Origin of the sequence: Variovorax sp. H27-G14 (genome assembly GCF_046156345.1) — a bacterium.
GTDB lineage: Bacteria > Pseudomonadota > Gammaproteobacteria > Burkholderiales > Burkholderiaceae_C > Variovorax.
In genome coordinates, this window is record NZ_JAYLVN010000003.1 from 191123 (window position 1) to 216849 (window position 25727).

The following is a 25727-nucleotide window of genomic DNA, read 5'->3' on the forward strand; positions in this document are numbered from 1 at the left end:
CATGCCCACGATCAAGATCTACCCGCACCCTGAGTACTGCCCGCAGGGCGCTGAAATCACCGCGCCCGCCGGCACCTCCATCTGCGAGGCGCTGCTGGACAACCACATCAACCTCGAGCACGCCTGCGAGATGAGCTGCGCTTGCACCACCTGCCACGTGATCGTGCGCGCGGGCTTCAACTCGCTCAACGAAGCGGAAGAGGGCGAAGAAGACTTGCTCGACCGCGCCTGGGGCCTGGAGCCGCAGTCGCGCCTGAGTTGCCAGTCGATCCTGGCGCAGGAGAATGTGACGATCGAGATTCCCAAGTATTCGATCAACCACGCCAAGGAAAATCACTGATGTCCCGTTTGATCGTTCTCGATACCGAAACCACCGGCCTCTCTGCTGAGAACGGCGACCGCGTCATCGAGCTTGGCTGCGTGGAGCTGTTCAACCGAAAGCTCACGGGCAACGACCTGCACATGTACTTCAACCCGGAGCGCGAGAGCCATGAAGACGCGCTCAAGGTGCACGGGCTGACCACCGACTTTCTGCGCGACAAGCCCAAGTTTGCGACGCTGGGCAACGACATCATCGAGTACCTGCGCGATGCCGAGCTGATCATTCACAACGCGGCCTTCGACGTCGGCTTCCTCAACAAGGAATTCGAGCGCGCCGGCCTGCCGCCGCTGCGCACCTTTGTCAGCGAAGTGACCGACACGCTGGCCATGGCCAAGCAGGTGTACCCGGGCAAGCGCAATTCGCTCGATGCGCTGTGCGACCGCTTCGGTGTCGACCGCTCGAACCGCACGTTCCACGGCGCCAAGCTGGACGCGCAATTGCTGGCCGATGTGTACATCAACCTCACGCGCGGGCAGGACGCACTGCTGATCGACGTGGCGTCGAACGAGCCGGTGCAGGGCACCACGCTGGTGGCCATCGACCTGAGCCAGTTCGCACTGCCTGTGATTGTTGCGGGCGAGCAGGAGCTGGCCGCGCACGAGGCGGTTTTGACGCAACTTGATAAATCCAGTGGTGGTCGCACGCTGTTTCGCCAAAACAGCGAAAAAGCTGTGGCATAATCTGAGGCTTCGCACAACGCGATACGTGTTCAAGACACTGAACTCAAAAGCAGTGTCTCAGGGCGGTTAGCTCAGGGGTAGAGCACAGCATTCACACTGCTGGGGTCGGAGGTTCGAAACCTCCACCGCCCACCAAATAGAAAAAGCGACTTGGATTTCCAAGTCGCTTTTTTCTTGCCCGTTTGTTTTGGATTGGCCTTTGAATTGCTACTGGGCGCCGAACAGGTCGTCGCAGGTGTCGCAAGCAAAGTACAGCTTCTGCTCGCCGCACTGCACCGAACCCGTGGCGCCCGCGCGAATCTGCCAATCGCACGACCGACCCTGCCGCGTCAGCGTGCCTTCGGCGTAGCAGGGCGCCAGTTCGTAGTTGTCGTGCAGGGTCTTGTAGTCGACTTCTTTTGCGCGCGAAAAGAAGGCCTGTGCCTTGCCATGGCTGCGCGGCACATCGGATGCTCGGCAAGAGGCCGGCTCCGTCGAATGGAAATCGGCGACATAGACATTGCTGAACGCGGCATCGCGCGTGGCGCAAGAAGCGACGAGCGCGGCGCCCGCCAGCAGCGCCAGAACCCGGGCTCTCACTTCCACACCGCCGAACTTGCTTCTCCGGGGTTCTTGTACGACACGGTCGGGTGCCGGTAGACGTCGCTGGCCTTCAGGTTGAACTGCGCATACAGCGCCTCGATCAGCCATTGAAGCGACGTGTTCTGCGCGGCCGTGACGGCCTCGTAGCTGTTGTCGTCGACGTGCTTTCCCACCAGTTCGATGCCGATCGAATCGCTGTTCACCGGGAAACGGTCCGGGTAGGGCTTGGCGCGCTCGTGCGCGTCGATGGCGTTGATCTGGCTGGTCCACGACATGGCCAGCATCTTGGCCATGGCAGCGGTGTCGCAGCTGCTCTTGTTGACGGTCAGGCACTTTGACTTGATGAGCTTGCCCACGTGGTAGCACCGCGCGAAGACGCTGGCCGTCTGGTAGATCTGGCCGTTCTTGTCGATCAGAAAGTGAGCGCCGTTGCCGCCCACCTCATAGCCGTTGAGGCTGGACTCGGCGGTGCCGGAGTCGGTCTGGTGAACGACGATGGCCAGCACGCTGGGCAGCGCGCCGTGCTCGATACCCGATGACCTTCTGGGAATCACCTTGGGGTCGACAAGCATCCCGTTGGCGTCGATGGTGGACATTTCTTCTCCTCCCTCTGTAAAGCCGCTCGCCGGGTGGCGCCAGCGCTGCAAAGTACAGCACACCACTCGCAGATCCCCAAGCCGCAGTGGTAACGCGGTTTATCAATGCGAGCTGAAGTGAATGCTTTCGTGAAGGTGCCACGTTTTGCTGTCACTGGTGCTCGTTGCGGCCGCCCGTATCGCAAGCGCACTTTCGGCGTATCGCGCAAAGACAATGCATCGGTGCAATCGCCCCGGGTTGAGCCATCTCCTGCGATATGTCGGCACAGGCTGACGCCAAGTGCAGCGAAGGCCTCTCGACTTTTCTGAGGCACGGGCCTACAACGAGTGAACAAGGAGCAAAACCATGGCCACCCATCCCGATCTTCCGACACCCGTGACCCCGGACCTGCCCGTAGAACCCGACCAAGGGCCGAGCACCGTCCCCGACGAAACCACAGACCCGGTGCCACCGCCCACCGTCCTGTGAGCTGCAGGCACCACGCGCCGCGCTAAGCTCGCGCGATGGAAGAAATTGATTGCGCCGTCATTGGCGCGGGTGTGGTTGGCCTGGCCGTGGCGCGCGCGTTGGCGCTTGAAGGCCGGGAGGTGCTGGTGCTCGAATCCGAAGGTGCGATTGGCACTGGGACCAGTTCGCGCAACAGCGAGGTCATTCACGCGGGAATCTACTATCCGCAGGGCTCGCTGAAGGCGAAGCTGTGTGTCGAGGGCAAGCAATTGCTCTACGCCTATGCAGGCGAACGTGGCGTGCCGCATCGGCGCTGTGGAAAGTTGATCGTTGCCACTTCGCCCGACCAGGCCGCGCAGCTCGAGGTCATTCAGGCCAAGGCAGCGGCGAATGGCGTCGGCGATCTGGTGCTGATTACCGCGCCGCAGGCCATGGCGCTTGAGCCGCAACTGAATTGCGTGGCAGCGCTCCATTCGCCCAGCACGGGCATCGTCGACAGCCACGCGCTGATGCTGAGCTTGCTGGGGGATCTGGAGAACGCGGGCGGCATGCTGGCCCTGAAATCGCCCATCGTGCGCGCCGAATGCGGCGACAACGCCATCGTGCTGATCGCCCAGGACGGCACCACGCTGCGCTGCCGCAGCGTGGTGAACGCCGCCGGCCTTGGGGCGCCAGCGCTGGCGCGCTGCTTCGAAGGTCTCCCCTCGGCGGCGGTGCCCCAGGCCTATTTCGCCAAGGGCAACTACTTCACCTTGTCGGGCAGGGCGCCGTTCAGCCGCCTTGTCTATCCCGTGCCCGAGCCAGGTGGCCTGGGCGTTCACCTGACGCTTGATCTGGGCGACCAGGCCAAGTTTGGACCTGATGTGCAGTGGGTCGAATCGGCCGACGACCTGGTCGTGGACGCGGCGCGCGGCAATGCTTTCTATGCCGAGGTGCGCAAGTACTGGCCGGCGCTGCCAGACGGCGCCCTGATTCCGGGCTATGCGGGCATGCGGCCCAAGATCTCCGGCCCCGGTGAGCCAGCGGCCGACTTCGTGATCGACGGCCCCGCTTCTCACGGCGTACCGGGCCTGGTCAACCTGTTCGGTATCGAATCGCCGGGGCTCACGAGCAGCCTGGCCATCGGACGGCATGTTGCAGGCCTGTTGGCGGACACATGATTCACTAGTGACGAGTGCCGCTTCAAAGTCTGCACACCGTCACGCATGAGGGTCTTTTGTGCCTGTACCATGACAGCACGCCATTTGCTGGCGTGAAGCCGCCGGCGCGGTGCCGGTGTCATCACGGAGGAAAGTTTCCAATGAGTGCATCCCAAAATCTTGAAGCAGCAGCCGAAGACATTGCCAGCGACGTGCGCGGCGTGCTGGCAAGCAAGGACCTGGATTCGGTTCCCCACATCAAGGCGCTGCGCCAGCGCATCGACACCAAGCTGGCCATCGCACGCGAACTCGCAGCCGAGAAGAGCAAGCTGGCTGCCAAGAAGGCCCGTGACGCGGCCAATTCCGCCAACGCCTACGCCCACGACGAACCGTGGCAGATCGCCGGTGCCGCACTGGCTTTCGGCGTGCTGGTGGGCCTGCTGCTTGGCCGCCGCTGACCTGAGCACGTACCGCAACAGCTTTCACCTGGACATGGCAGGAGCCGACCGATGAGGCTGTTGTCTTTGTTCGGGCTTGACGCCCGGGTCCGTCGGCTGCGCATCGCCGCAGCCGAAGGCGCTCTGGCTGCCGAAGACCGTGTGCAGTTGCTGCGCATGGCCTGGGAGGACGAGAAGCAGCGGCTCAAGCTGATGCTCATCCTCGTGGTGGCCGTGCTGGGGCTGACCACGGTCACGGTCGCATTGCTGTCCGTGGCGGTGGTGGTTCATTTCTGGGAAACGCCTTACCGCATCACGGCCGCCTGGTCGGTGGCGGGCGTTTGGGTGGTGCTATGGCTGGTGGCCGCGGTCGGCTTGCTGCTGACGCTGCGCAATGCCTCCAACAGCTTCGTGCCGGCGCGCCACGAGTTCGAGCGCGACTGGACCTGGGTTCAGGACCAGTTCGGCCTTGGCAAGGACCCGGAGCAGGGCGACGACGCGCCGCGTCCGGCGCGGCCCACCACGCGTGAGGAGTTGCTCGCACGCATGGCGCGTCAGCGCGAACGCATCGCGACCTTGCAAGGCGGTGGCGAAACCGAGCCGGCTGGCGCGCAAGGTGCAAACGAGCACGAGGCGCCGCCGCCCAACGAATCGGCCAGCGCCGCAGCACTGCGCATAGCGCGCGCCCATCCGGTTGCAGCGGGCGTTGTAGCCGCAGCCGCCGTCGTGGTGATCCGGCCGAAGCGCCTGCTGCGCTGGGCCGCATTCCTGGCGCCAGTGCTCTGGCGCATGCGCTGAAGAAAACTCAGGCCTTGCTGCGATCGCGCAGCAGCGCCTGGGCGGCTTCGCGGACCAGCCCGGGGCCGCGGTAGATCAGGCCGGTGTAGATCTGCACCACGTCCGCGCCCGCGGCAATCTTGGCCTTGGCGTCCGCCGCGCTCAGAATGCCACCCACCCCGATGATTGGAAAGCCAGTGCCCAGCGCGGCGCGCAACTGCGCAATCACGCGGTTGCTCGATTCGCGCACCGGCGCACCTGAAAGCCCGCCGGCTTCATCGGCATGCGGCAGCCCCTTCACCGCGTCGCGCGCGAGCGTGGTGTTGGTGGCAATCACGCCGTCCATGCCGTGACGCTTCAGCGTGGCTGCGATGACGGCGACCTGGGCTTCGTCAAGGTCTGGTGCAATCTTCACGAACAGCGGAGAGCGCTTGTTGTGGCGCGTGCCCAGGGCCTCGCGCCGCTCGGCCACCGCGCCCAGCAGCGCGTCGAGCGCCTCGTCGCTCTGCAGCGTGCGCAGGTTGGCGGTGTTGGGGCTGGAGATGTTGATCGTCACGTAGTCGGCATGCGGGTACACGCCATCGAGGCAGGCGAGGTAGTCGTCCACCGCGCGCTCGATCGGCGTGGCGGCGTTCTTGCCGATGTTCAGGCCCAGCAGCATGGGTGACCTGGCAACGCCGCCCTTGCGGCAACGCGCCTTTTGCACGTTCGCCAGGAAGGCGTCGAGGCCATCGTTGTTGAAGCCCAGCCGGTTGATCAGCGCATCGCGCTGCGGCAAGCGGAACATGCGGGGCTTGGGGTTGCCCGGCTGCGCCTTCGGCGTGACCGTGCCGACCTCGACGAAGCCGAAGCCCATGGCGGCGAAGGCGTCGATGCAGCGCGCGTTCTTGTCGAGCCCGGCGGCCAGGCCTACGCGGTTGGGAAAGGTCAGCCCAGCAAGTTGAATGGGGTCGTTCACGCGCGGTGCCGAGTAGGCGCAGGCCAGCGGCGTGTTCTGCGTGCGCGCCAGGCCGTCCAGCGTGATCTCGTGGGCATGCTCGGGGTCGAAGCCGAAGAGAAAAGGGCGGGCCAGGCCGTAGAGCGAGGAGGGCATCATCAGGGGCATCGGATAATTCTGAACTTCTATGAGCCAAGGATTCTCCGCGATGACCGCACCCGCCTCCCCAACCCCCTCCAACCCGCTGTCGCAGGACGAGCTCAAGGCCCAGGTCGGCCTGGCCGCGCTGGCCTATGTGGTCAAGGGCGAGATCGTCGGCGTCGGCACCGGCTCGACGGTGAACAAGTTCATCGATGCGCTGGCCACCATCAAAGGCGAAATTCGCGGCGCCGTTTCCAGCTCGGTAGCCTCCACCGAGCGCCTGCGGGCCCTGGGCATTCCGGTGTTCGACAGCAACGAGGTGGAAGAGTTGGCCGTCTACATCGACGGCGCCGACGAAATCGACCACCGCGGCTTCATGGTGAAGGGCGGCGGTGCCGCGCTTACGCGCGAGAAAGTCGTGGCGGCCCAGTCGCGCAGGTTCATCTGCATTGCCGATGCCTCGAAGCTGGTCGAGACGCTCGGTGCTTTCCCGCTGCCGGTGGAAGTGATTCCCATGGCCGTGCGCCGCGTGATGCGGCAGTTTGCCGCCATGGGTGGCATCGCTCAGGTGCGCGAGAAGGACGGCTTGCCGCTGGTCACAGACAACGGGCAGCACATCGTCGATGTCACCGGCCTGCGCATCACCGAGCCGCTGGCTTTCGAGTCTGAAGTGAGCCAGTGGCCTGGCGTGGTGACCGTGGGTGTCTTCGCGCACCAGAAGGCCGACGTGTGCCTGCTGGGCACTTCGTCGGGCGTGCAGACCCTGCAGTTCGACTGACTAGAACTTGATGCCGGCCGGGTTGCTCGGACCCGGTTCGCTCGATGCAGCCGGCGGCGCTGTCTGCGCGGCCGGTGCTGCGGGCGCACGCGGCGCAGGTGCCGTTTGCTGTGCAACCAGCGGTCGCGCGGGTCCATTGCGGTAGCCGGCGGGCAGGCTGTTGCTCTTGGGGTAGCCGGCGGCGTCCAGGTACTGCGACCACTCGGCGTCCGAATAGCCCTTGAGCTGCTGCGAGCCGATGGTGAGCAGCGGCACCGAGCTTTGGCTGCTCAAGCGCTGCAGCGCATCGACGTCTGCATTGCTCTTCACTGTGCGCTCGTCGAACGGGATGCCGCGCGTCACAAGCAGCGTGCGGGCCGCGCTGCAGGCGCCGCATTCTTCACTGGTGTAGAGCGTGACCGGGTAGCGCTGCGTCACTTGGCGAAGCTCGTAGGGCAGCCCCGCACCGGTGGAGGAGCCCAAGGAGCCCGATTCGCCTTGGCGGCCGGTGGCCGGCTCGGAACTGGCGGTGGGCGCTCGGTCCGAGAAGCTGACCTTGCCGTTCTTGTCGACCTGGCGATAGACCGGCTGCGCCATGGCGCCCGTGGCAACGAGCAGCAAGGCAAGGCCGGTCAGGCGATGCAGTGAGAATTTGTAAGTCGGATGCATCGCCCGAGTATCGCAAGCTTCAGCGCCGCATCAAGCGGGCTGGGCCTGTGCCATGCCCTGGTGTCGCAGCAGCGCATCAAGCTGGGGCTCGCGGCCGCGGAACGCCTTGAACGAGTCCATGGCGCTGCGGCTGCCGCCGGCTTCCAGAATGGCCTGGCGGTACTTGCGGCCGGTTTCGATGTTCGGTTCGCCGTCGGCGCCCACGGTTTCCTCGAAGGCGGCGTAGGCATCGGCGCTCAGCACCTCGGCCCACTTGTAGCTGTAGTAGCCGGCCGCATAGCCACCCGAGAAGATGTGGCTGAAGGTGTTCGGCGTGCGGCTGAACGGCGGCGAGGGCATCACTGCCACCTCCGCGCGCACCTTACCCAGCAGCGCCATCACGTCGCCGGGCTTGGCGTCGGCGGCGTGGTATTCGGTGTGCAGCAGCATGTCGAACAGCGAGAACTCGATCTGGCGCAGCGTCTGCAGTCCGCTCTGAAAGTTCTTGGCGGCCGTCATCTTGTCGAACAGCGCGCGCGGCAGCGGCTCGCCGGTGTCTACATGAGCGGTCATGTGCTTTAGCACGTCCCACTCCCAGCAGAAGTTTTCCATGAACTGGCTCGGCAGCTCGACCGCGTCCCACTCGACGCCGCTGATGCCTGACACGTCGCGCTCGTTCACCTGCGTGAGCATGTGATGCAGGCCGTGGCCGAACTCGTGGAAGAGGGTGGTCACGTCGTCGTGCGTGAGCAGCGGCGGCTTGCCGTCCACGCCGCTGGCAAAGTTGCACACCAGCTGCGCGATGGGCGTCTGCAGCACGCCGTTGTCGGGGCGCAGCCAGCGGGCGCGCACGTCGTCCATCCAGGCACCGCCGCGCTTGGCGGCGCGGGCGGAGGGGTCGAGGTAGAACTGGCCGACCTTCTGGCCGGCACGTTCGATGCGATAGAACTCCACGCTCGGATGCCACGTGGGCGCGCTGTCGCGGCGGATCGCCACTTCGAACAGTGTCTCGACGATCTTGAACAGGCCGGCCATGACCTTGGGCGCCGGAAAGTACTGCTTCACCTCCTGCTCGCTGAAGGCGTAGCGCGCCTCCTTGAGCTTCTCGCCGATGTAGCTCCAGTCCCAGGGCTGGGGGTCGGTGACGCTCAGTTGCTCGGAGGCAAAGACGCGAAGGTCTGCCAGGTCGCGTTCACCGTAAGGCTTGGCCTTGGTGGCAAGGTCGCGCAGGAACTTCACGACCTGCTCGGGCGACTCGGCCATCTTCGGCACCACCGAGAGTTCGCCAAAGTTCTGGTAGCCCAGCAGCTTGGCTTCTTCTTCGCGCAGCGCGAGGATCTCGGTGATCAGCGCGGTGTTGTCGAAGGCGGTGTCGCCGAACTCGCTGGCGCGCGTGACGTAGGCGCGGTAGAGCTTCTCGCGCAGCGCGCTGCTCTTGGCGAACTGCATCACGGGCAGGTAGCACGGCATCTTCAACGTGAGCTTGTAGCCGTCCTTGCCGTCGGCCTCGGCGGCCGCGCGCGCGGCGCTCACCACGTCTTCGGGCACGCCTTCGAGCTCGCCGAAGGTGGCGTAGTACGCAAACGCGTCAGTGGCGTCGAGGGCGTTCTCGCTGAACTTCTGGCTCAGCTCCGCCTGCCGCTCCTGGATGTCGGCGAAGCGCTTCTTGGCATCGCCCTGCAGCTCGGCGCCTCCCAGCACGAAGTTGCGCACCGCGTTGCGGTGGGCCTGGCGCTGCTCGTCGTTGAGCGTGGCAACGTCGATGGCCTTGTACTTGGCATAGAGCTGCTCGTCGGAGCCCAGGCGAGTCCAGAAGGCGGTGACGCGCGGCATGGCCTCGTTGTAGGCGGCGCGCAGCTCGGGCGTGTCAGCCACGGCGTTCAGGTGGCCGACGGCACCCCAGGCGCGACTGAAGCGCTCGGAGGCCACGTCGAGCACCTTCGAGATGGCATTCCAGTCGGCCGGGAATTCAGGCGTTGTGACGGTCTGCAGCGCAGTGTCGGCATCGGCCAGCAACGCGTCGACGGCGGGCGCGACGTGCTCGGGTCGAATGCTGTCGAACAGCGGGAGGTCGGTGAAGTCGAGGAGGGGGTTGTTCGTCATGGCCATGAAAGTTACTTGGCGGCGCGTTCGGCCGCTTCAAGGGTGTTTTCCAGAAGCATGGCGCGCGTCATGGGGCCGACGCCGCCAGGTACTGGCGTGATCCAGCTGGCCACTTCCTTCACGCCGTCGAAATCGACGTCGCCGGCCAGCTTGCCGTCTTCCTTGCGGTTCATGCCCACGTCGATGACCACCGCGCCAGGCTTGACCATGTCGGCCGTCAGCAGGTTGCGCTTGCCCACGGCCGCGACGATCACGTCGGCCTGGCGGGTGATGGCACCCAGGTCCTGCGTGGCGCTGTGGCAGATGGTCACGGTGGCGCTCTTGGCCAGCAGCATCATGGCCATCGGCTTGCCGACGATGTTGCTGCGGCCGATGACCACCGCGTGCTTTCCGCGCAGGTCGTAGCCGATCGCCTCGAGCATCTTCATGCAGCCGTGCGGCGTGCAGGGCCAGAAACCGGGGGCACCGGTCATGAGCGCGCCGGCGCTGGCCACGTGGAAGCCGTCCACGTCCTTGGCGGGCGAGATCGTCTCGATGACCTTCTGGCTGTCCATGTGCTTGGGCAGAGGCAGCTGAACCAGGATGCCGTGCACCAGCGGGTCGTCGTTGAGCGTGCGGATGCGGGCCAGCAGGTCGGCCTCGGCCATATCGGCAGGGTAGGTCTCCAGCGTGGCCTGCAGGCCGGTCTGGGCGCTGTCGTTGACCTTGTGCTTCGTGTAGACCTGGCTTGCCGGGTCTTCGCCCACGAGGATGATGGACAGGGCCGGGTTCACGCCTCGGGCCTTGAGTGCGGCGGTGCGGCCGGCGACTTCGGCGCGAATGGTTTTGGCGAGGGCGTTGCCGTCGATCAGTTGGGCGGTCATCGGTTTCGATTTTCCAAGTAAAAACGCCCGCTTGCGCAGGCGTGGGGGATATGCATGGCTATCGGGGAGATAGCTTCTAGGCCTTGGCCACTGGTGCCGCCTGTCCGAGTGCAATCTTCAGCAGATCGGCCACGGTGTTGGCGTTGAGCTTTTCCATGATGTTGGCGCGGTGCGCCTCCACCGTCTTGATGCTGATGCCCAGGTCGTCGGCAATCTGCTTGTTCAGGCGCCCAGCGACGATGCGCTCGAGCACCTGCGCCTCGCGGCCGGTGAGCTTGGACAGCAGCGCATCGCGGCTGGCCGATTGCTGGTGCTGCGTGAAGGCGCCGCGCGCATGTTCGAGCATGCGCTCGACCAGCGTGACGAGCTCTTCGTCGTTGAAGGGCTTCTGGATGAAATCCATGGCGCCCTTCTTCATGCTGTCGACCGCCATCGGCACGTCGCCGTGACCGGTGATGACCACGATAGGCAGCGGGGAGCGCCGCTCGATCAGCCGATCCTGCAATTCGAGGCCGGTCATGCCGGCCATGCGGATGTCGACGATCAAACACGCGACTTCGCGCGGGTCGTATCGGGAGAGAAAGGATTCGGCGGAATCGAAGCAGCGGACTCTGTAGTCCTTGCCCTCGAGCAGCCATTGCAGCGAATCGCGTACGGCTTCGTCGTCGTCGACGACGTAGACCGTGCCCTTCTTCGGAATCAAACTCATGCAGGTACCTTTGCCTCGTCGCTAGCTACGGAACTGATAGCGTCCAACACCGGAATCCAGAAGGAGAAACGGCATCCGATCACATCCGGACCATTGTAGATGTTCTCCGCCTGCATCCGGCCGCGGTGCGACTCGACGATGGTGCGGCACAGATTCAACCCGATGCCCATGCCCTCGGGCTTGGTGGAAAAGAAGGCCTCGTAGAGCCGGTCCATCACTTCCGGAGCCAGGCCCTTGCCCGTGTCCTGCACCGAAAATTCAATGGCGTTGTGCCCCTCGATGACCTTGGGCAGCACCCGCAATTCGACGCTGCGGCGCGCCAGCGGGCGGTCGGCAATGTCGATGGACTCGGCCGCGTTCTTCAGCAAATTGACCATCACCTGCTCGATGAGGATCGGGTCGACGCGCACCACCGGCAGCCGCGCGGCCACGTAATGGTTCAGGCGCACGTTGCGCCGGCGCAGCTCGATGCCCGCAAGCTCGACCGCCTCGCTCACCATGGTGGCCACGTCGGCCGGCGTGCGGTTGGGCTCGCTGCGCTTCACGAAGGAGCGAATGCGCTGAATGATCTGCCCCGCGCGCTGCGCCTGCTTCGATGTCTTTTCGAGCGCGGCGAGCAACGCCTCGGTGTCGATCGTCTGCCCCTTGATGCGCGACATCATCCCGTTGCAGTAGTTGGTGATGGCGGTCAGCGGCTGGTTGAGCTCGTGCGCCACGCTGGAGGCCATTTCGCCCATGGTGATGAGGCGGCTGGCCGACTGGGCCTTGTCGGCCTGCGCGGCGGCCTGCTCTTCGGCATCGCGGCGCGGTGTGATGTCGGTGGCAATCACCAATTGCGCCAGGCGCCCGTCGACCCAGGTCAGGTAGCGCGAGCGCACTTCGAGCCATTTGCCCAGGTGCGGCACGAAGATTTCGTTGTTGGCAGCCTGCGCCGCGGTGAGCGTGTCGATCGGCAGGCCCGCGTAGGGGTCGACGTCGTCCAGACCCTCGTCGTGCGCGTTCGATGCCGGCACGCCGGCCTGCGCCACCATGCCCAGGTGGCCCACGGTGTCCGAGCCGAACCACAGGCGGTACAGCTTGTTGGCGAACAGCAGCTCTTCGCTGCCGATGGGCGCCACCGACACGGCGGCGTCCAGCGCTTCCAGCACGGTGGTGAAGCGCTCGTAGGAGGCCGACAGCTGCTCGCGGATGCGAGTGGGCTCGGTGATGTCGGTCATCGAGGTCATCCAGCCGGTCTGGTGGCCGCGCGCGTCGATCAGCGGCGACACATACAGCCGCGCGTTGAACACGCTGCCGTTCTTGCGCTTCACGCGCACCTGAAAGCCGCCGGGCAGGGCGCGGCCGTGCAGTTCTTCTTCCAGGCGCTCGTTCATCACCTCGCGGTCGGACTCGAGCCAGTACGGGAAGGGCGGCGACTGCCCGACCAGTTCTTCTTCGCTCCAGCCCGTCATGGCGCAGAAGGCGGCGTTCACGTAGGTGATGCGGCCTTGCAGGTCAAGCACACGCATGCCGGTGAGCATGGAGTTTTCCATCGCGCGACGAAAGTTGGTTTCCGCCACCAGCCGCTGCTGGGCCTGCAGGCGGCGGCGCGTGTGGCGCCATGTGCCGATCAGCATCCAGCTGGTGAGCACGCTGAGCGCGCACACCAGCCAGAACAGGCCGTTGCCGACCACGCCTTGCGACGTGCGGTAGGCCTGGGCACGCAGCACCAGCGCGTTGCCCACGGGCGACACCGGCACTTCGTATTCGTTGGTGCGCTCGGTCCAGGGCAGCAGGCGGGTGCCGGTGTCTTTCGGGTTGGTGGTGTTGCCCGCGATCACATGGCCCTTGGCGTCGAGCAGCGACACCGCGTAGCGCGCCTGCACCTCGGAGGGCATGCCGTAGCGCAGCAGACCGTCGACCGAGAACTCGCCGAGCACCACGCCCGCGAACAGGCCCTGGTCGAACAGGGGAATGTGCAGCTGCAGCATCGCCGCCGGTTCGCCGCCGGCCACGGGCTGCGAATACACGGGCTGGCGCAGCTCGCGGGCGAGCGCGTAGTTGCTCTCGATGTCGCCGGGGCGCAGCACGTCGCCAATCAGATGCTGCTGTGCCGGGTGCACGCTGGGCGCGGCATAGCCGGCCTTGAAGCGGCGGCGGTCGTCGATCCAGGTGATGGTCTGCAGTTCGGGGAACTGGCTCACCAGCGACTCGGCGCGGCTGGTGAATTCGACCGGGTCTATTTCGCGGTTGGAGGCATCACGCGCGATGCGCATCAGCTGCTCCTGGCGCTCCAGCAGGCGCAGGCGCATGCGCTGCTGCGCGTACTCGACGTCGCGGCGCACCGACTCCTGCTCTCGCTCGACCTCCTCGGTGCGCAAATACCAGAAGGCCGAGACGATGGCGGCCAGAAAAAGAAGCACGGCCGCCATCGGCGCGAGCATGGCGACGGCGTCTTGGAGCACCGGCGTTTGCCGGCGCCACCATTTGCGCCACCAAGACAGGGGGGACGCTTTCACGGCACTGCGGGCAACCGCCAGCGGGGAGGAGAAGGGCATGGTCCGAGTTTAGGTGAAGCCCCTGTAGCGGCAACGTGAAAGCTGCGGTGACATGGGCCCCGGTATGGTTGGATTCAGGGGGCGCTTTTTCATTGAAATATCACATTAAGAAACGATTGCGCACTATTTGAAATCTCAATGTTTCTATGAGAAACTCCGCCGCGCTGATCGCATAGCGCACTAAATTACCGCCACAGCCCTAAAAGGAGAGACAAGCATGTCGGCAAATCCAGAGAACCTGTTCGGCTCGGCCGCGAATGACGCGGACGCCCAGGAGACCCGTGAATGGATGGATGCACTGTCCTCCGTCATCCAGAACGAGGGCCCCGAGCGGGCACACTTTCTTCTCGAGCAATTGCTCGAGCATGCCCGCCAGAACACGGTCGACATGCCGTTCTCGGCCAACACCGGCTATGTCAACACCATCGAGCCATCGCAGGAAGCCCGCAGCCCCGGCAACCTCGAAATAGAGCAGCGCCTGCGCGCCTACATGCGCTGGAACGCCATGGCGATGGTGGTCAAGGCCAACCGCCACCACCCGCCCGAAGGCGGTGACTTGGGCGGCCACATCGGCTCCTTCGCCTCGCTGGCGAGCATGTTCGGTGCCGGCTTCAACCACTTCTGGCGCGCCGAGAGCGAAAACCACGGCGGCGACCTGCTGTACATCCAGGGCCACGTGTCACCCGGCATCTATGCTCGCGCCTACCTGGAAGGCCGCCTTTCCGAAGAGCAACTGCTCAACTTCCGCCAGGAAGTGGACGGCAAGGGCCTGTCGAGCTACCCGCACCCCAAGCTCATGCCCGCGTTCTGGCAGTTCCCCACCGTGTCGATGGGCCTGGGCCCGCTCATGGCGATCTACCAAGCGCGCTTTCTCAAGTACCTGCATGCCCGCGGCATCGCCAACACCGAGAACCGCAAGGTGTGGGTGTTCTGCGGCGACGGCGAAATGGACGAGGTCGAATCGCTGGGCGCCATCGGTTTGGCGGCACGCGAGAACCTCGACAACCTGATCTTCGTCATCAACTGCAATCTGCAGCGCCTGGACGGCCCGGTGCGCGGCAACGGCAAGATCATCCAGGAGCTCGAAGGCGAGTTCCGCGGTGCCGGCTGGAACGTGGTCAAGCTGATCTGGGGCAAGGGCTGGGACGCCCTGCTCGAGAAGGACCATGACGGCGCGCTGCGCAAGATCATGATGGAGTGCAACGATGGCGACTACCAGTCCTTCAAGGCCAACGACGGCGCCTACGTGCGCAAGAACTTCTTCGGCCGCGACCCGCGCACGCTGAAGATGGTCGAGCACATGACCGACGACGAGGTCTGGAGCCTGCAGCGCGGCGGCCACGACTCGCAAAAGGTGTACGCCGCCTTCCATTCCGCGCAGGAGCACAAGGGCCAGCCCACGGTGCTGCTCGTGAAGACCGTCAAGGGCTTCGGCATGGGCAAGATCGGCGAGGGCAAGAACAACGTGCACCAGACCAAGAAGCTCAGCGACGAGGACATCATGGCCTTTCGCGACCGCTTCAACATCCCGATTCCGGACAGCCAGATCGCCGAACTGCCGTTCTACAAGCCGGCCGACGACACGCCTGAAATGAAGTACCTGCACGAGCGCCGCAAGGCGCTGGGCGGCTACTTGCCGCACCGTCGCACCAAGGCCGACGAGAGCTTCACGGTGCCTTCTCTGGACACCTTCAAGTCGGTGATCGAGCCCACGGCCGAAGGCCGCGAAATCTCGACCACGCAAGCCTACGTTCGCTTTCTCACGCAGCTGCTGCGCGACAAGGCGCTGGGTTCGCGCGTGGTGCCCATCCTGGTGGACGAGGCCCGTACCTTCGGCATGGAAGGGTTGTTCCGCCAGATCGGCATCTACAACCCGCACGGTCAGCAGTACACCCCGGTCGACAAGGACCAGGTCATGTACTACAAGGAAGACAAGGCCGGCCAGATCCTGCAGGAAGGCATCAACGAGGCCGGCGGCATGTCCAGCTGGATTGCCGCTGCCACGTCGTACAGCACCAACAACCGCATCATGGTGCCGTTCTACGTGTACTACTCGATGTTCGGCTTCCAGCGCATCGGTGACCTGGCCTGGGCCGCCGGCGACATGCAGGCCCGCGGCTTCCTGCTGGGCGGTACCTCGGGGCGCACCACGCTGAACGGAGAAGGCCTGCAGCACGAAGACGGTCACAGCCACATCCTGGCCAACACCATTCCCAACTGCGTGAGCTACGACCCGACCTTCGCGCACGAAGTCGGCGTCATCCTGCACCACGGCATGAAGCGCATGGTCGAGAAGCAGGACAACGTCTATTACTACCTGACGCTGCTGAACGAAAACTACGCCATGCCCGGCCTCACGCCCGGCACCGAAGCGCAGATCATCAAGGGCATGTACCTGTCCAAGCCGGGCCCCGCGCTCAAGGGCAAGGCACCCACGGTGCAACTGCTGGGCAGCGGCACCATCCTGCGCGAAAGCTTTGCCGCGCAAGAGCTGCTCGAGAAGGACTGGGGCGTGTCGGCTTCCGTGTGGAGCTGCCCGAGCTTCAACGAGCTCACGCGTGACGGCCAGGACGCCGACCGCTGGAACCTGCTGCACCCCGACCAGACGCCGCGCGTGCCCTTCGTGTCCGAGCAGCTCGCCGCATCGAACGGCCCGGTGGTGGCTTCGACCGACTACATGAAGGCCTATGCGGAACAGATTCGCCCCTTCATCCCCAAGGGCCGTACCTACAAGGTGCTGGGCACCGACGGGTTCGGCCGCAGCGACTTCCGCAACAAGCTGCGTGAGCACTTCGAAATCAACCGCCATTACATCGTGGTGGCCGCGCTCAAGGCGCTGAGCGAAGATGGCACGGTGCCGGTCGCCAAGGTGGTGGAAGCCATCAAGAAGTACGGCATCAACGTCGACAAGGTCAACCCGCTCTACGCCTGAGCCTCGCCAGGCAATCAATAACCAACGAACGAAACGGCGCCTCACGGCGGGAGACAAACGATATGGCAGCAGTGGAAGTGAAAGTGCCCGACATCGGCGACTTCGATGAAGTCGCGGTGATCGAGGTGCTGGTGAAGGTGGGCGACACGGTGAAAGCCGAGCAATCGCTCATTACGGTCGAATCGGACAAGGCGTCGATGGAAATTCCGTCGTCCACCGCCGGTGTGGTGAAGGAGATCAAGGTCGAGATTGGAGGCAAGGTCAAGCAAGGCTCGGTGGTGCTTGTGCTCGAGGCTGAAGCGGAGTCGGCTGCAACGGCGCCTGCACCTGCAACGGCTCCTGCCGCGGCGCCCGCAGCCGCCGCGCCTGCACCGGCCCCCGCCGCAATCGCGCCAGCAGCGGCCCCCGCCGCCTCGGGTCCGATCGAGATCAAGGTGCCGGACATCGGCGACTTCAAGGACGTCGCGGTCGTGGAGCTGCTCGTGAAGGTCGGCGACACGGTGAAGGCCGAGCAGTCGCTCATCACGGTGGAGACGGACAAGGCCTCGATGGAAATCCCGTCGTCGGGCGCCGGCGTGCTCAAGGAATTGAAGGTCAAGGTTGGCGACACCGTCAACATCGGCGACCTGATCGCGGTGCTCGAAGGCACAGCGGCCGCGGCACCCGCCCCGGCGCAGGCTGCCGCAGCACCGGCAACGGCAAGCGCCAGCGCCCCGGCGCCGGCTGCTGCCGCGCCGGCACCTGCCGCCAGCCCTGCACCGGCAGCCGCACCGCACGACCCCACCAGCGCGCCCACCGGCAAGCTGGCGCACGCGTCGCCGTCGGTGCGCAAGTTCGCCCGCGAACTGGGCGTACCGCTCGACGAGGTCAAGGGCTCCGGGCCCAAGGGCCGCATCACGCAGGAAGACATCCAGGGCTTCACCAAGGCCGTGATGAGCGGCCAGGCCAGCACCAAGGCGTCTGCCGCCAAGGCACCGTCCGGTGGTGGTGGCGACGGCGCGGCGCTGGGCCTCATTCCGTGGCCCAAGGTCGACTTCACGAAGTTCGGCACCGTCGAGCGCAAGGATCTGTCGCGCATCAAGAAGCTCAGCGGCGCCAATCTGCACCGCAACTGGGTGATGATTCCGCACGTCACCAACAACGACGAAGCCGACATCACCGAGCTCGAAGCCTTCCGCGTCTCCACCAACAAGGAGAACGAGAAGTCGGGCGTGAAGGTCACGATGCTGGCCTTCGTCATCAAGGCGGTGGTCGCGGCGCTGAAGAAATTCCCCGAGTTCAACACCAGCCTGGACGGCGACCAGCTCGTCTACAAGCAGTACTACAACATCGGCTTCGCGGCCGACACGCCCAACGGCCTCGTGGTGCCGGTGCTGAAGGATGCCGACAAGAAGGGCATCCTTCAGATCAGCGCCGAGATGGGCGAACTTGCCAAGAAGGCGCGCGACGGCAAGCTCGGATCGGTCGACATGCAGGGCGGCTGCATGTCGATCAGCTCGCTCGGCGGCATTGGGGGCACGCACTTCACGCCCATCGTCAACGCACCTGAAGTGGCCATCCTCGGGCTCTCCAAGGGCCAGATGAAGCCGGTTTGGGACGGCAAGCAATTCGTGCCGCGCCTGGTGCTGCCGATGTCGCTGTCGTACGACCACCGCGTGATCGACGGCGCTCTGGCTGCGCGTTTCAACGCCTACCTGGGCCAGGTGCTCGCGGACTACCGTCGAATCCTGTTATGACCACCGTAGTGGTCGTCCGCAAGGGCGGCCAGGTCACGATGGCAGCCGACTCTCTGGTGACCTTCGGCGACACGCGGCTCTCGCACCGCGCCGAAGCCAACCAGAAGATCTTCACCGTCGAGGACGCGGCAGGCCAGAGCCTGTTCGCCGTGGCCGGCGCCGCCGCGCACTTTCTGGTGCTGCAGCATGCGCTGGCCGCGCAACCGCGCGAGCAGTTGCTGTTCGGCAGCAAGCACGAGATCTTTCGCACCTTCACGCTGCTGCACCCGGTGCTCAAGGAGTCGTTCTTCATGCAGACCAAGGAAGACGAGCACGAGCCCTACGAGTCGAGCCAGTTCACGATGCTGATGGCCAACCGCAGCGGCATCTACGGCATCTACAGCTACCGCGAGGTGTTCGAGTTCAAGCAGTTCTGGGCCATCGGCTCGGGGCGCAGCTTTGCGCTTGGCGCCATGCACGCGGCCTATGACAGCAAGTCGCGCAGCGCGCGCGACGTGGCGGAGGCAGGCATTGCCGCCGCCTGCGAATTCGATCGCAATTCGGCCCCACCGGTCGACGTTCTCACACTCAAACTGAAAGTGTCCAAATGAGCGAACAACAAATCAAGGTACCCGACATCGGCGACTTCGACGAAGTCGCGGTGATCGAGGTGCTGGTCAATGTAGGCGACACGGTCAAGGCCGAGCAGTCGCTGATCACGGTCGAATCGGACAAGGCTTCGATGGAGATTCCGTCGTCCGCCGGCGGCGTGGTGAAGGCCATTGCCGTGAAGGTGGGCGACAAGGTCAAGCAAGGCTCGGTCGTGCTGACGCTGGAAGTGGACGCCGCCGCGGCCGCGCCTGCACCCGCTGCGCCCGCCGCTTCGCCTGCGAGCGCCCCTGTGCCCGCACCCCAACCCTCCGCCGCCGCGCCGGTGAGCAAGCCCGTGCCCGTGTCCACGTATGGCGGCAAGGTCGACGTCGAATGCGACGTGGTCGTGATCGGCGCCGGCCCCGGCGGCTACTCGGCCGCCTTCCGCGCGGCCGACCTCGGCCTGAAGGTCGTGCTGATCGAGCGCTATGCCACCCTGGGCGGCGTGTGCCTGAACGTCGGCTGCATCCCGTCGAAGGCGCTGCTGCATGTGGCCTCGGTCATGGACGAGGTGAAGCACTTCGCCGACCTGGGCGTGAGCTTTGCCGCGCCCACAGTCGACCGCGCCAAGCTGCTCGGCCACAAGAACAAGGTGGTGGGCAAGCTCACCGGCGGCCTGACGGCCATGGCCAAGATGCGCAAGGTGACGGTGCTGCGCGGCGTGGGCAACTTCATCGACCCGTACCACCTGGAAGTCGAAGAGAGCACCGGCACCAGCTGGGACACCAACGGCAAGAAGCAGACGGTGAAGTTCCGCAACGCGATCATCGCGGCGGGCTCGCAGGCGGTGAGCCTGCCGTTCATGCCGAAAGACCCGCGCGTGGTCGACTCGACCGGCGCGCTGGAAATGGGCACCGACCCCAAGCGCATGCTCATCTTGGGCGGCGGCATCATCGGCCTGGAGATGGGCACTGTGTATTCCACGCTGGGCGCGCGCCTTGACGTGGTCGAGATGCTCGACGGCCTGATGCAGGGCGCCGACCGCGACCTGGTGAAGGTCTGGCAGAAGATGAACGCGCCGCGCTTCGACAACATCATGTTGAAGACCAAGACGGTGGGCGCCGAAGCCACGAAGGAGGGCATCAAAGTGACCTTCGAGGGCGAGAACGCGCCGAAGGAGCCGCAGGTGTACGACCTGGTGCTGCAGGCCGTGGGGCGCAGCCCGAACGGCAAGAAGATTGGCGCCGAGAAGGCCGGCGTTGCTGTGACGGACCGCGGGTTCATCAACGTCGACATTCAGATGCGCACCAACGTGCCGCACATCTTTGCCATCGGCGACATCGTGGGCCAGCCCATGCTGGCGCACAAGGCGGTGCACGAGGCGCATGTGGCGGCCGAAGTGATCGCCGGTGAGCAGAAGGGCGACAAGGAACTGTCGAGCGCGGCCTTCAACGCCCGCGTGATCCCCAGCGTGGCCTACACAGACCCCGAGGTGGCGTGGGTCGGCCTGACGGAAGACCAGGCCAAGGCCGAAGGCATCAAGGTCAAGAAGGGGCACTTCCCTTGGACCGCATCGGGCCGCGCCATTGCCAACGGCCGCGACGAGGGCTTCACCAAGCTGCTGTTCGACGCCGAGACGCACCGCATTTTGGGTGGCGGCATTGTGGGCACGCATGCGGGCGACATGATCGGCGAGATTGCGCTGGCCATCGAGATGGGCGCCGACGAAATCGACATTGGCAAGACCATCCACCCGCACCCGACGCTGGGCGAGAGCATCGGCATGGCGGCGGAAGTGGCGCACGGCACCTGTACCGATTTGCCGCCAGCCAAGAAGAGCTGATTAGCGGGCTGAAGAAGAGGGCGCCGACCGAGCGCTCACAAAAAATCCCGCCGAGGCGGGATTTTTTTCGTCCTGAAGGGCCTGGGGCCTGGTGAGGGTCAGGGCCTCAGGAAGGCTCAGTTGCCGGTGCTGGGAAGGTTGGCGACTGCTGCGGCCTTGACTTCGTCCGCCGGGCCGCCCAGCACGCGGCGGGCGCCGTCGAAGCGGCGTTGCCAGTAGCTGCCGTTCATGTCTTCCACGCGAACCTGGGCGCCGGAGCGCGGCGAGTGAATGAACTTGCCTTCGCCGACGTAGATGCCGACATGGCTGAAGGCGCGGCGCATGGTGTTGAAGAACACGAGGTCGCCGGGCTTGAGCTGGCTGGCGTCGATCTTCTCGGTGGCGGCGGCTTGCTCTTCGGCGCGGCGCGGGAGCATGTGGCCGACCGTCTGGTTGTACATGGCGCGGACAAAGCCGCTGCAGTCGAAACCCGATTCGGCGGTGTTGCCGCCCAGGCGGTACGGGACGCCGAGGAAACCGATGGCGGTCACGACCAGGTCGGACGTGCGCTCCTTGACGGTCTGGCGAACCTGCTTGAGCTGCCCGATCAGGCCCTTGTCGGCCAGCATTCGTGCCAACTCGTCATCGGTTTTATCCTGTTGAGGGGCTGCATGGACAGCGACGGCAAACAGGAGGGACGCGGGTAGGACGAAAAAACGCATGGCGCGTAGGATATTGATGACGCGCGGTTATGTCAATTTAAAAAGAATGAGCAATTTCTTATGTAAGTCATTGATTTACATTGATATTTTCAATTCGACCGAAGAAAAAATGTAACCACGAACGTTTATTAGGCATAAGTGGTTGACCGCGAGGGGGCCTTCACGCAGGAGGTGGACTGAGGCTTGGACGGAATCGGGTGGCTATCTTTTCCCAAAATTGCCTCAACTCTCTATAAAAGTCGCTAACAGTCAATTAGGTCCGCTTTGAGACTTCTTGGGCGTCTTTGCGGCGGTCAAGGTAACCGGTTTCATCGGCCTCGCGCCAGCAGATCACATCCCTGACCGTCGCGTCGGAACTCGAAAACCCATGGGGCCTGACCTTCCTGGCAGACGAACGCTTCGTGCTCAAGGAGAAGCCGGACCTCCCGTGGCTGGCCGGAGCTGGGCTCGCTCAAGTTCGGCCACCTCCACCGCGTGTGACAGGCTCAACCAGGGCAGCTCGGCAGCGGCAGCGTCGGCAGTGCGCTCTGCCACAGGCGCCGCCACTCGGGCCAGTCGTGGCCGCCCTCGGTCGTGAAGACGCGCGCTGGCGGCAGCGCCCCGGCCAGCAGCCGATGGCTGAACGCGAAGCGGTCGTCCACGCCGAAGCCCAGATAGAGCGGCGGCCGGGCGCCCGCGGTGTCCGTGAAGCCCACGTAGCCGCGCAGCCATTGCCAGAGCTGTGTTTCGTTCGGCCTGACCGGAGTGTTCGGGGCGCTGCCAGGCGCGTCGCTCAACGGCCCCTTCCACTGAGCAAGCCCTCCTGCATTGGCGATGTCGGTGCTCAGCACGCGTTCGCCGAGGTACGGGGCCAGCGCCACCACGCCGGCCAGATCGCCGGGGTGTGTCTGCGCATAGAGCAGGCTGCCGAAGCCGCCCAGCGAAATGCCGACGAACCAGATGTGCCTGTAACCCTGCCCGCGTGCGGGTGCGACCACGTCCGTGCTCAGGCGCTCGAGGATCGTCTTGTCGTTGTAATAGCCGATGTGCGCGTCGACCAGCATCACGTCCGCCGCAATGCGGTTGTCGCGCACCGCATGCACGAAGCCTTCGCGTTCGAACTCGTCCGGGGTGGAGTACAGGCCCGGGAGCATCACCAGCAGCGTGTCGGTGTTGCGCGAGCAGCTGCTCTTTTCGAGCGAGGTCGCCAGCGGCACCGTCGTCTTTCGCATGCCGCCGCAGGCCACGGTGAGCAGCGCGGCGCTCACACCCAGCACGACCAGAACCCACCGCTTCGTAAAGAATGTCATGCGCGGCAGTTTAGGTGTGAAGGCGCGCCGGCAGGTCGACCATCACGACTTCCTTGGGGCGGAGTGGTGGGCTAGCGCCGGCTCGATAATTGGAGCCTTGATCAATTTGTTCGGTGGTACGGTCTGACCCGTCAATCACGCTCCCCCCAGAAAGAAACCCCATGCTTCTCGATGCTTCGCTCTCCCAACTCGTGCTGGTCGACTACCAGGCCCGCCTGATGCCGGCCGTCTTCGAGAGCGAGGCCGTGGCAGCGAACGCGGTGCGCCTCGGCAAGATGGCGGCAATGGTCGAGGTGCCCGTGTGGGGCACCGAGCAGAACCCCTCCAAGCTGGGCGAGAACCTGCCCGACATTCGCGCGCTGTGCCGCAAGACACTGGCCAAGATGCATTTCAGCGGCGTGGAAGAGGGGCTGGGCGAATGGCTGCGCGCACCGGCCAAGGCCGCGCCGCAGGGCAATGCCCGTAGCCTGCCCAAGCACCTGCAAAAGCCGCAGGCCGCGCCCGAAGAGCGCAACACCATCGTCATTGCCGGCTGCGAAGCCCATGTGTGCCTGTTGCAGACGGCGCTCGACCTGCTGGAAGACGAGTTCGACGTGTGGGTCGTCACCGACGCCTGCAGCTCGCGCACCGAGCGCAACCGCGACGCCGCGTTCGACCGCCTGGCCGGAGCGGGTGCCGAACTGGTGACGACCGAGATGGTCGGCTTCGAGTGGCTGCGCACCGCCGAGCACCCTGCGTTCCACGATCTGCAAGCGCTGATCCGCTGAGCTGACGGCGGCCGGCACTGGTACCGCGGGCAGGCTGAACCGGTTTGCTCCGGCCGTCAGCTTCCTGCAAGATCGATCTCCATAATTATGAATTCAGTTTTAGCGGTGCCCGCTGGAGCCGAATACATATAAGGAGACAAACCCCGATGAGCCGCTACGAAGAGTTCCATCGCCAGTCCGTCGACGCGCCCGAAGCCTTTTGGGCCGAGCAGGCGAAGCTGATCGACTGGCAGGCCCCCGCCACGCAGATCCTCGATGCCAGCAACCCGCCGTTTGCGCGCTGGTTCGTCGGCGGCACCACCAACCTGTGCCACAACGCGGTCGACCGGCACCTGGCCGCGCGGGGCGACCAGCGCGCGTTGATCTTCGTGTCGACCGAAACCGGCGTCGAGACGAGCTACAGCTTCACCGAACTGCATGCCGAGGTGCAGCGCACCGCTGCCAGCCTGATGGAACTGGGTGTGGGGAAGGGCGACCGCGTGCTCATCTACATGCCGATGATTCCCGAGGCCGCGTTCGCCATGCTGGCCTGCGCGCGCATCGGCGCGGTCCACTGCGTGGTGTTCGGCGGCTTTGCCAGCGGCTCGCTGGCCACGCGCATCGAAGACGCCGAACCCAAGGTGGTCGTGAGCGCCGACGCGGGTTCGCGCGGCGGCAAGGTCATTGCGTACAAGCCGCTGCTGGACGAGGCGATCCGCCTGTCCAAGTACAAGCCCGAAGCCGTGCTGTTGACGGACCGGGGCCTGGCGCCCATGGACCTCACCGCAGGCCGCGACCATCTGGCCGGCGAACTCCGGCAAAAGCACTTCGATGCCCAGGTGCCCTGCACGTGGCTGGCCTCCACCGACATCAGCTACACCATCTACACCAGCGGCACCACTGGCAAGCCCAAGGGCGTGCAGCGCGACGTGGGCGGCTATGCGGTGGCGCTGGCCGCGAGCATGAAGCACATCTTCGACGGCCGCCCCGGCGAAACCTATTTCTCGACCAGCGACATCGGCTGGGTGGTGGGCCACAGCTACATCGTCTACGGGCCGCTGATCGCGGGCATGGCGACCATTCTGTACGAGGGCTTGCCCACGCAGGGCATCGACCGGCAGCCTGACGGCGGCATCTGGTGGCGCCTGGTCGAAAAGTACAAGGTGACGGTGATGTTCAGCGCGCCGACCGCCGTGCGCGTGCTCAAGAAGCAAGACCCGGCGCTGCTGAAAAAGTACGACCTGCGCAGCCTGCGCGCGCTGTTCCTGGCCGGCGAGCCGCTCGACGAACCCACTGCACGCTGGATCAGCGAGGGCCTGGGCGTGCCGATCATCGACAACTACTGGCAGACCGAATCGGGCTGGCCGATGATCACGATCGCCAACGGCGTGGAGGCCAAGCCGAGCAAGTTCGGCAGCCCCGGCGTGCCGATGTACGGCTACCGCATCAAGATTTTGAACGAGTCGACCGGCGAGGAGCTGACCGGCTCGAACCAGAAAGGCGTGGTCGTGGTCGAGGGCCCGACCCCGCCGGGCTTCATGCAAACCGTGTGGAAGGACGATGCGCGCTTTGTCGACACGTACTGGAAAAGCGTGCCGGACAAGATGGTCTATTCGACCTGCGACTGGGGCATTCGCGACGAAGACGGGTACTTCTACATCCTCGGCCGCACCGACGACGTGATCAACGTGGCGGGCCATCGGCTGGGCACGCGCGAGATAGAGGAGAGCATCTCGGGCCATGCCAACGTGGCCGAAGTGGCGGTGGTGGGTGTGGCCGACGCGCTGAAGGGTCAGGTGGCAATGGCCTTCGTCGTGCCCAGGGACGGCCAAGCCTTGGCCGATGCCGGCGCGGCGCTCCAGTTGGAGGGCGAGATCATGAAGCTTGTGGCCGACCAACTCGGCGCGCTGGCGCGTCCGGCCCGTGTGCGCTTTGTGAGCGGCCTGCCCAAGACCCGCAGCGGCAAGCTGCTGCGCCGCGCCATCCAGGCCGTGTGCGAGCAGCGCGACCCGGGCGATCTGACCACCATCGACGACCCCGCGACGCTGCATCAGATCAAACAGTTACTCTCTTCGCCCTGAGTTAGCCCCCTGTGGGCTTGCAGGCCCCCTTGGAACCGTCATATGGTTGACGTGGCACAATGCCAAGGTACTCAGGCCCTTCCCCAGCCACAG

General features: G+C 65.0%; 23 protein-coding genes and 1 tRNA gene. 14 read left to right on the plus strand and 10 right to left on the minus strand.

Going from position 1 to position 25727, the window contains the following annotated elements; all coding sequences use genetic code 11:
• The first annotated feature begins 1 nt into the window (after position 1).
• The 3 genes from fdx to VLK31_RS09865 all read left to right on the plus strand — a co-directional run bounded on the left by fdx (position 2) and on the right by VLK31_RS09865 (position 1197).
• Positions 2–340 (plus strand): ISC system 2Fe-2S type ferredoxin, encoded by a 339-nt coding sequence (fdx, locus tag VLK31_RS09855; RefSeq protein WP_409168215.1) that lies wholly within the window; start codon positions 2–4, stop codon positions 338–340.
• Positions 340–1062 carry a DNA polymerase III subunit epsilon gene (gene dnaQ, locus VLK31_RS09860; protein WP_409168216.1) on the plus strand — a complete coding sequence of 241 codons (723 nt, stop codon included), beginning with the start codon at positions 340–342 and terminating at the stop codon, positions 1060–1062. Before fdx ends, dnaQ begins: the two co-directional genes overlap by 1 nt.
• 60 nt (positions 1063–1122) lie before the next feature.
• A tRNA-Val gene (locus VLK31_RS09865) sits at positions 1123–1197 on the plus strand.
• Positions 1198–1269: 72 nt separating this feature from the next.
• On the opposite strand, the gene VLK31_RS09870 is transcribed toward VLK31_RS09865, so the two are convergent.
• Positions 1270–1641, minus strand: coding sequence for a hypothetical protein (locus tag VLK31_RS09870; RefSeq protein ID WP_409168217.1), 372 nt, complete (start codon positions 1639–1641; stop codon positions 1270–1272).
• Complete coding sequence (locus VLK31_RS09875; RefSeq protein ID WP_409168218.1) at positions 1638–2240, minus strand: N-acetylmuramoyl-L-alanine amidase; 603 nt, start codon at positions 2238–2240, stop codon at positions 1638–1640. Before VLK31_RS09875 ends, VLK31_RS09870 begins: the two co-directional genes overlap by 4 nt.
• Positions 2241–2586: 346 nt before the next feature.
• Here VLK31_RS09875 and VLK31_RS09880 point away from each other — a divergent pair, with 346 nt between their 5' ends.
• From VLK31_RS09880 to VLK31_RS09895, 4 genes are all read left to right on the plus strand, one after another.
• Complete coding sequence (locus VLK31_RS09880) at positions 2587–2709, plus strand: stereocilin (RefSeq protein WP_409168219.1); 123 nt, start codon at positions 2587–2589, stop codon at positions 2707–2709.
• A 35-nt stretch (positions 2710–2744) separates the two neighbouring features.
• Entirely contained in the window at positions 2745–3848 is a 1104-nt protein-coding gene (locus VLK31_RS09885) for an NAD(P)/FAD-dependent oxidoreductase (protein WP_409168220.1), read from the plus strand.
• Positions 3849–3988: 140 nt separating this feature from the next.
• Positions 3989–4285, plus strand: coding sequence for a YqjD family protein (locus VLK31_RS09890; protein WP_409168221.1), 297 nt, complete (start codon positions 3989–3991; stop codon positions 4283–4285).
• 51 nt (positions 4286–4336) lie between these two features.
• Positions 4337–5062 carry a phage holin family protein gene (locus VLK31_RS09895; RefSeq protein ID WP_409168222.1) on the plus strand — a complete coding sequence of 242 codons (726 nt, stop codon included), beginning with the start codon at positions 4337–4339 and terminating at the stop codon, positions 5060–5062.
• A 7-nt stretch (positions 5063–5069) separates the two neighbouring features.
• Here the strand turns inward: VLK31_RS09895 and VLK31_RS09900 are convergent, their stop codons facing one another.
• Positions 5070–6146: a quinone-dependent dihydroorotate dehydrogenase gene (locus tag VLK31_RS09900; protein WP_409168223.1), complete on the minus strand. Its 1077-nt coding sequence runs from the start codon at positions 6144–6146 to the stop codon at positions 5070–5072.
• Between the two features lie 40 nt (positions 6147–6186).
• Between VLK31_RS09900 and rpiA the strand changes: the two genes are divergently transcribed.
• Positions 6187–6897, plus strand: a complete 711-nt coding sequence (gene rpiA / locus VLK31_RS09905) for a ribose-5-phosphate isomerase RpiA (protein WP_409168224.1) — start codon at positions 6187–6189, stop codon at positions 6895–6897.
• Here rpiA and VLK31_RS09910 read toward each other — a convergent pair whose 3' ends face one another.
• From VLK31_RS09910 to VLK31_RS09930, 5 genes are all read right to left on the minus strand, one after another.
• The gene (locus tag VLK31_RS09910; protein ID WP_409168225.1) at positions 6898–7545 is read right to left on the minus strand and encodes a glutaredoxin family protein; all 648 of its coding nucleotides are present in this window, start codon (positions 7543–7545) and stop codon (positions 6898–6900) included.
• Positions 7546–7575: 30 nt separating this feature from the next.
• Entirely contained in the window at positions 7576–9633 is a 2058-nt protein-coding gene (locus VLK31_RS09915) for a M3 family metallopeptidase (RefSeq protein ID WP_409168226.1), read from the minus strand.
• A 5-nt stretch (positions 9634–9638) separates the two neighbouring features.
• A complete protein-coding gene (folD, locus tag VLK31_RS09920; protein ID WP_409168227.1) occupies positions 9639–10490 on the minus strand; it encodes a bifunctional methylenetetrahydrofolate dehydrogenase/methenyltetrahydrofolate cyclohydrolase FolD in 852 nt (283 codons plus the stop codon).
• A gap of 76 nt (positions 10491–10566) precedes the next feature.
• A complete protein-coding gene (locus VLK31_RS09925; protein WP_187109543.1) occupies positions 10567–11199 on the minus strand; it encodes a response regulator transcription factor in 633 nt (210 codons plus the stop codon).
• The gene (locus tag VLK31_RS09930) at positions 11196–13736 is read right to left on the minus strand and encodes a PAS domain S-box protein (RefSeq protein WP_409168228.1); all 2541 of its coding nucleotides are present in this window, start codon (positions 13734–13736) and stop codon (positions 11196–11198) included. Before VLK31_RS09930 ends, VLK31_RS09925 begins: the two co-directional genes overlap by 4 nt.
• A 217-nt stretch (positions 13737–13953) precedes the next feature.
• Between VLK31_RS09930 and aceE the strand changes: the two genes are divergently transcribed.
• From aceE to lpdA, 4 genes are all read left to right on the plus strand, one after another.
• Entirely contained in the window at positions 13954–16668 is a 2715-nt protein-coding gene (aceE, locus tag VLK31_RS09935) for a pyruvate dehydrogenase (acetyl-transferring), homodimeric type (protein WP_409168229.1), read from the plus strand.
• 62 nt (positions 16669–16730) lie between these two features.
• Complete coding sequence (gene aceF / locus VLK31_RS09940; protein ID WP_409168230.1) at positions 16731–18404, plus strand: dihydrolipoyllysine-residue acetyltransferase; 1674 nt, start codon at positions 16731–16733, stop codon at positions 18402–18404.
• Positions 18401–18994, plus strand: coding sequence for an MFS transporter (locus VLK31_RS09945; protein WP_409168231.1), 594 nt, complete (start codon positions 18401–18403; stop codon positions 18992–18994). The genes aceF and VLK31_RS09945 overlap by 4 nt, the downstream gene beginning before the upstream one ends.
• Positions 18991–20817 (plus strand): dihydrolipoyl dehydrogenase, encoded by a 1827-nt coding sequence (gene lpdA, locus VLK31_RS09950; protein WP_409168232.1) that lies wholly within the window; start codon positions 18991–18993, stop codon positions 20815–20817. Before VLK31_RS09945 ends, lpdA begins: the two co-directional genes overlap by 4 nt.
• 116 nt (positions 20818–20933) lie before the next feature.
• On the opposite strand, the gene VLK31_RS09955 is transcribed toward lpdA, so the two are convergent.
• Both VLK31_RS09955 and VLK31_RS09960 read right to left on the minus strand, forming a co-directional pair.
• A complete protein-coding gene (locus VLK31_RS09955) occupies positions 20934–21518 on the minus strand; it encodes a C40 family peptidase (protein ID WP_409168233.1) in 585 nt (194 codons plus the stop codon).
• Between the two features lie 485 nt (positions 21519–22003).
• Positions 22004–22807 (minus strand): alpha/beta hydrolase, encoded by an 804-nt coding sequence (locus VLK31_RS09960; RefSeq protein ID WP_409168234.1) that lies wholly within the window; start codon positions 22805–22807, stop codon positions 22004–22006.
• Positions 22808–22968: 161 nt separating this feature from the next.
• Here VLK31_RS09960 and VLK31_RS09965 point away from each other — a divergent pair, with 161 nt between their 5' ends.
• Together VLK31_RS09965 and VLK31_RS09970 are read left to right on the plus strand one after the other, a co-directional pair.
• Positions 22969–23574 carry an isochorismatase family protein gene (locus VLK31_RS09965; protein ID WP_409168235.1) on the plus strand — a complete coding sequence of 202 codons (606 nt, stop codon included), beginning with the start codon at positions 22969–22971 and terminating at the stop codon, positions 23572–23574.
• A 146-nt stretch (positions 23575–23720) separates the two neighbouring features.
• The gene (locus VLK31_RS09970) at positions 23721–25634 is read left to right on the plus strand and encodes a propionate--CoA ligase (protein WP_409168236.1); all 1914 of its coding nucleotides are present in this window, start codon (positions 23721–23723) and stop codon (positions 25632–25634) included.
• The last annotated feature ends 93 nt before the right edge of the window (positions 25635–25727 follow it).

Excerpts from the sequence above, each read along its gene's own strand:
- fdx (WP_409168215.1), top strand. The coding sequence starts at position 2 with ATGCCCACGATCAAGATCTACCCGCACCCTGAGTACTGCCCGCAGGGC.
- dnaQ (WP_409168216.1), top strand. The coding sequence starts at position 340 with ATGTCCCGTTTGATCGTTCTCGATACCGAAACCACCGGCCTCTCTGCT.
- VLK31_RS09875 (WP_409168218.1), bottom strand. The coding sequence starts at position 2,240 with ATGTCCACCATCGACGCCAACGGGATGCTTGTCGACCCCAAGGTGATT.
- VLK31_RS09880 (WP_409168219.1), top strand. The coding sequence starts at position 2,587 with ATGGCCACCCATCCCGATCTTCCGACACCCGTGACCCCGGACCTGCCC.
- VLK31_RS09885 (WP_409168220.1), top strand. The coding sequence starts at position 2,745 with ATGGAAGAAATTGATTGCGCCGTCATTGGCGCGGGTGTGGTTGGCCTG.
- VLK31_RS09890 (WP_409168221.1), top strand. The coding sequence starts at position 3,989 with ATGAGTGCATCCCAAAATCTTGAAGCAGCAGCCGAAGACATTGCCAGC.
- VLK31_RS09895 (WP_409168222.1), top strand. The coding sequence starts at position 4,337 with ATGAGGCTGTTGTCTTTGTTCGGGCTTGACGCCCGGGTCCGTCGGCTG.
- VLK31_RS09900 (WP_409168223.1), bottom strand. The coding sequence starts at position 6,146 with ATGCCCCTGATGATGCCCTCCTCGCTCTACGGCCTGGCCCGCCCTTTT.
- rpiA (WP_409168224.1), top strand. The coding sequence starts at position 6,187 with ATGACCGCACCCGCCTCCCCAACCCCCTCCAACCCGCTGTCGCAGGAC.
- VLK31_RS09910 (WP_409168225.1), bottom strand. The coding sequence starts at position 7,545 with ATGCATCCGACTTACAAATTCTCACTGCATCGCCTGACCGGCCTTGCC.
- VLK31_RS09915 (WP_409168226.1), bottom strand. The coding sequence starts at position 9,633 with ATGGCCATGACGAACAACCCCCTCCTCGACTTCACCGACCTCCCGCTG.
- folD (WP_409168227.1), bottom strand. The coding sequence starts at position 10,490 with ATGACCGCCCAACTGATCGACGGCAACGCCCTCGCCAAAACCATTCGC.
- VLK31_RS09925 (WP_187109543.1), bottom strand. The coding sequence starts at position 11,199 with ATGAGTTTGATTCCGAAGAAGGGCACGGTCTACGTCGTCGACGACGAC.
- VLK31_RS09930 (WP_409168228.1), bottom strand. The coding sequence starts at position 13,736 with ATGCCCTTCTCCTCCCCGCTGGCGGTTGCCCGCAGTGCCGTGAAAGCG.
- aceE (WP_409168229.1), top strand. The coding sequence starts at position 13,954 with ATGTCGGCAAATCCAGAGAACCTGTTCGGCTCGGCCGCGAATGACGCG.
- aceF (WP_409168230.1), top strand. The coding sequence starts at position 16,731 with ATGGCAGCAGTGGAAGTGAAAGTGCCCGACATCGGCGACTTCGATGAA.
- VLK31_RS09945 (WP_409168231.1), top strand. The coding sequence starts at position 18,401 with ATGACCACCGTAGTGGTCGTCCGCAAGGGCGGCCAGGTCACGATGGCA.
- lpdA (WP_409168232.1), top strand. The coding sequence starts at position 18,991 with ATGAGCGAACAACAAATCAAGGTACCCGACATCGGCGACTTCGACGAA.
- VLK31_RS09955 (WP_409168233.1), bottom strand. The coding sequence starts at position 21,518 with ATGCGTTTTTTCGTCCTACCCGCGTCCCTCCTGTTTGCCGTCGCTGTC.
- VLK31_RS09960 (WP_409168234.1), bottom strand. The coding sequence starts at position 22,807 with ATGACATTCTTTACGAAGCGGTGGGTTCTGGTCGTGCTGGGTGTGAGC.
- VLK31_RS09965 (WP_409168235.1), top strand. The coding sequence starts at position 22,969 with ATGCTTCTCGATGCTTCGCTCTCCCAACTCGTGCTGGTCGACTACCAG.
- VLK31_RS09970 (WP_409168236.1), top strand. The coding sequence starts at position 23,721 with ATGAGCCGCTACGAAGAGTTCCATCGCCAGTCCGTCGACGCGCCCGAA.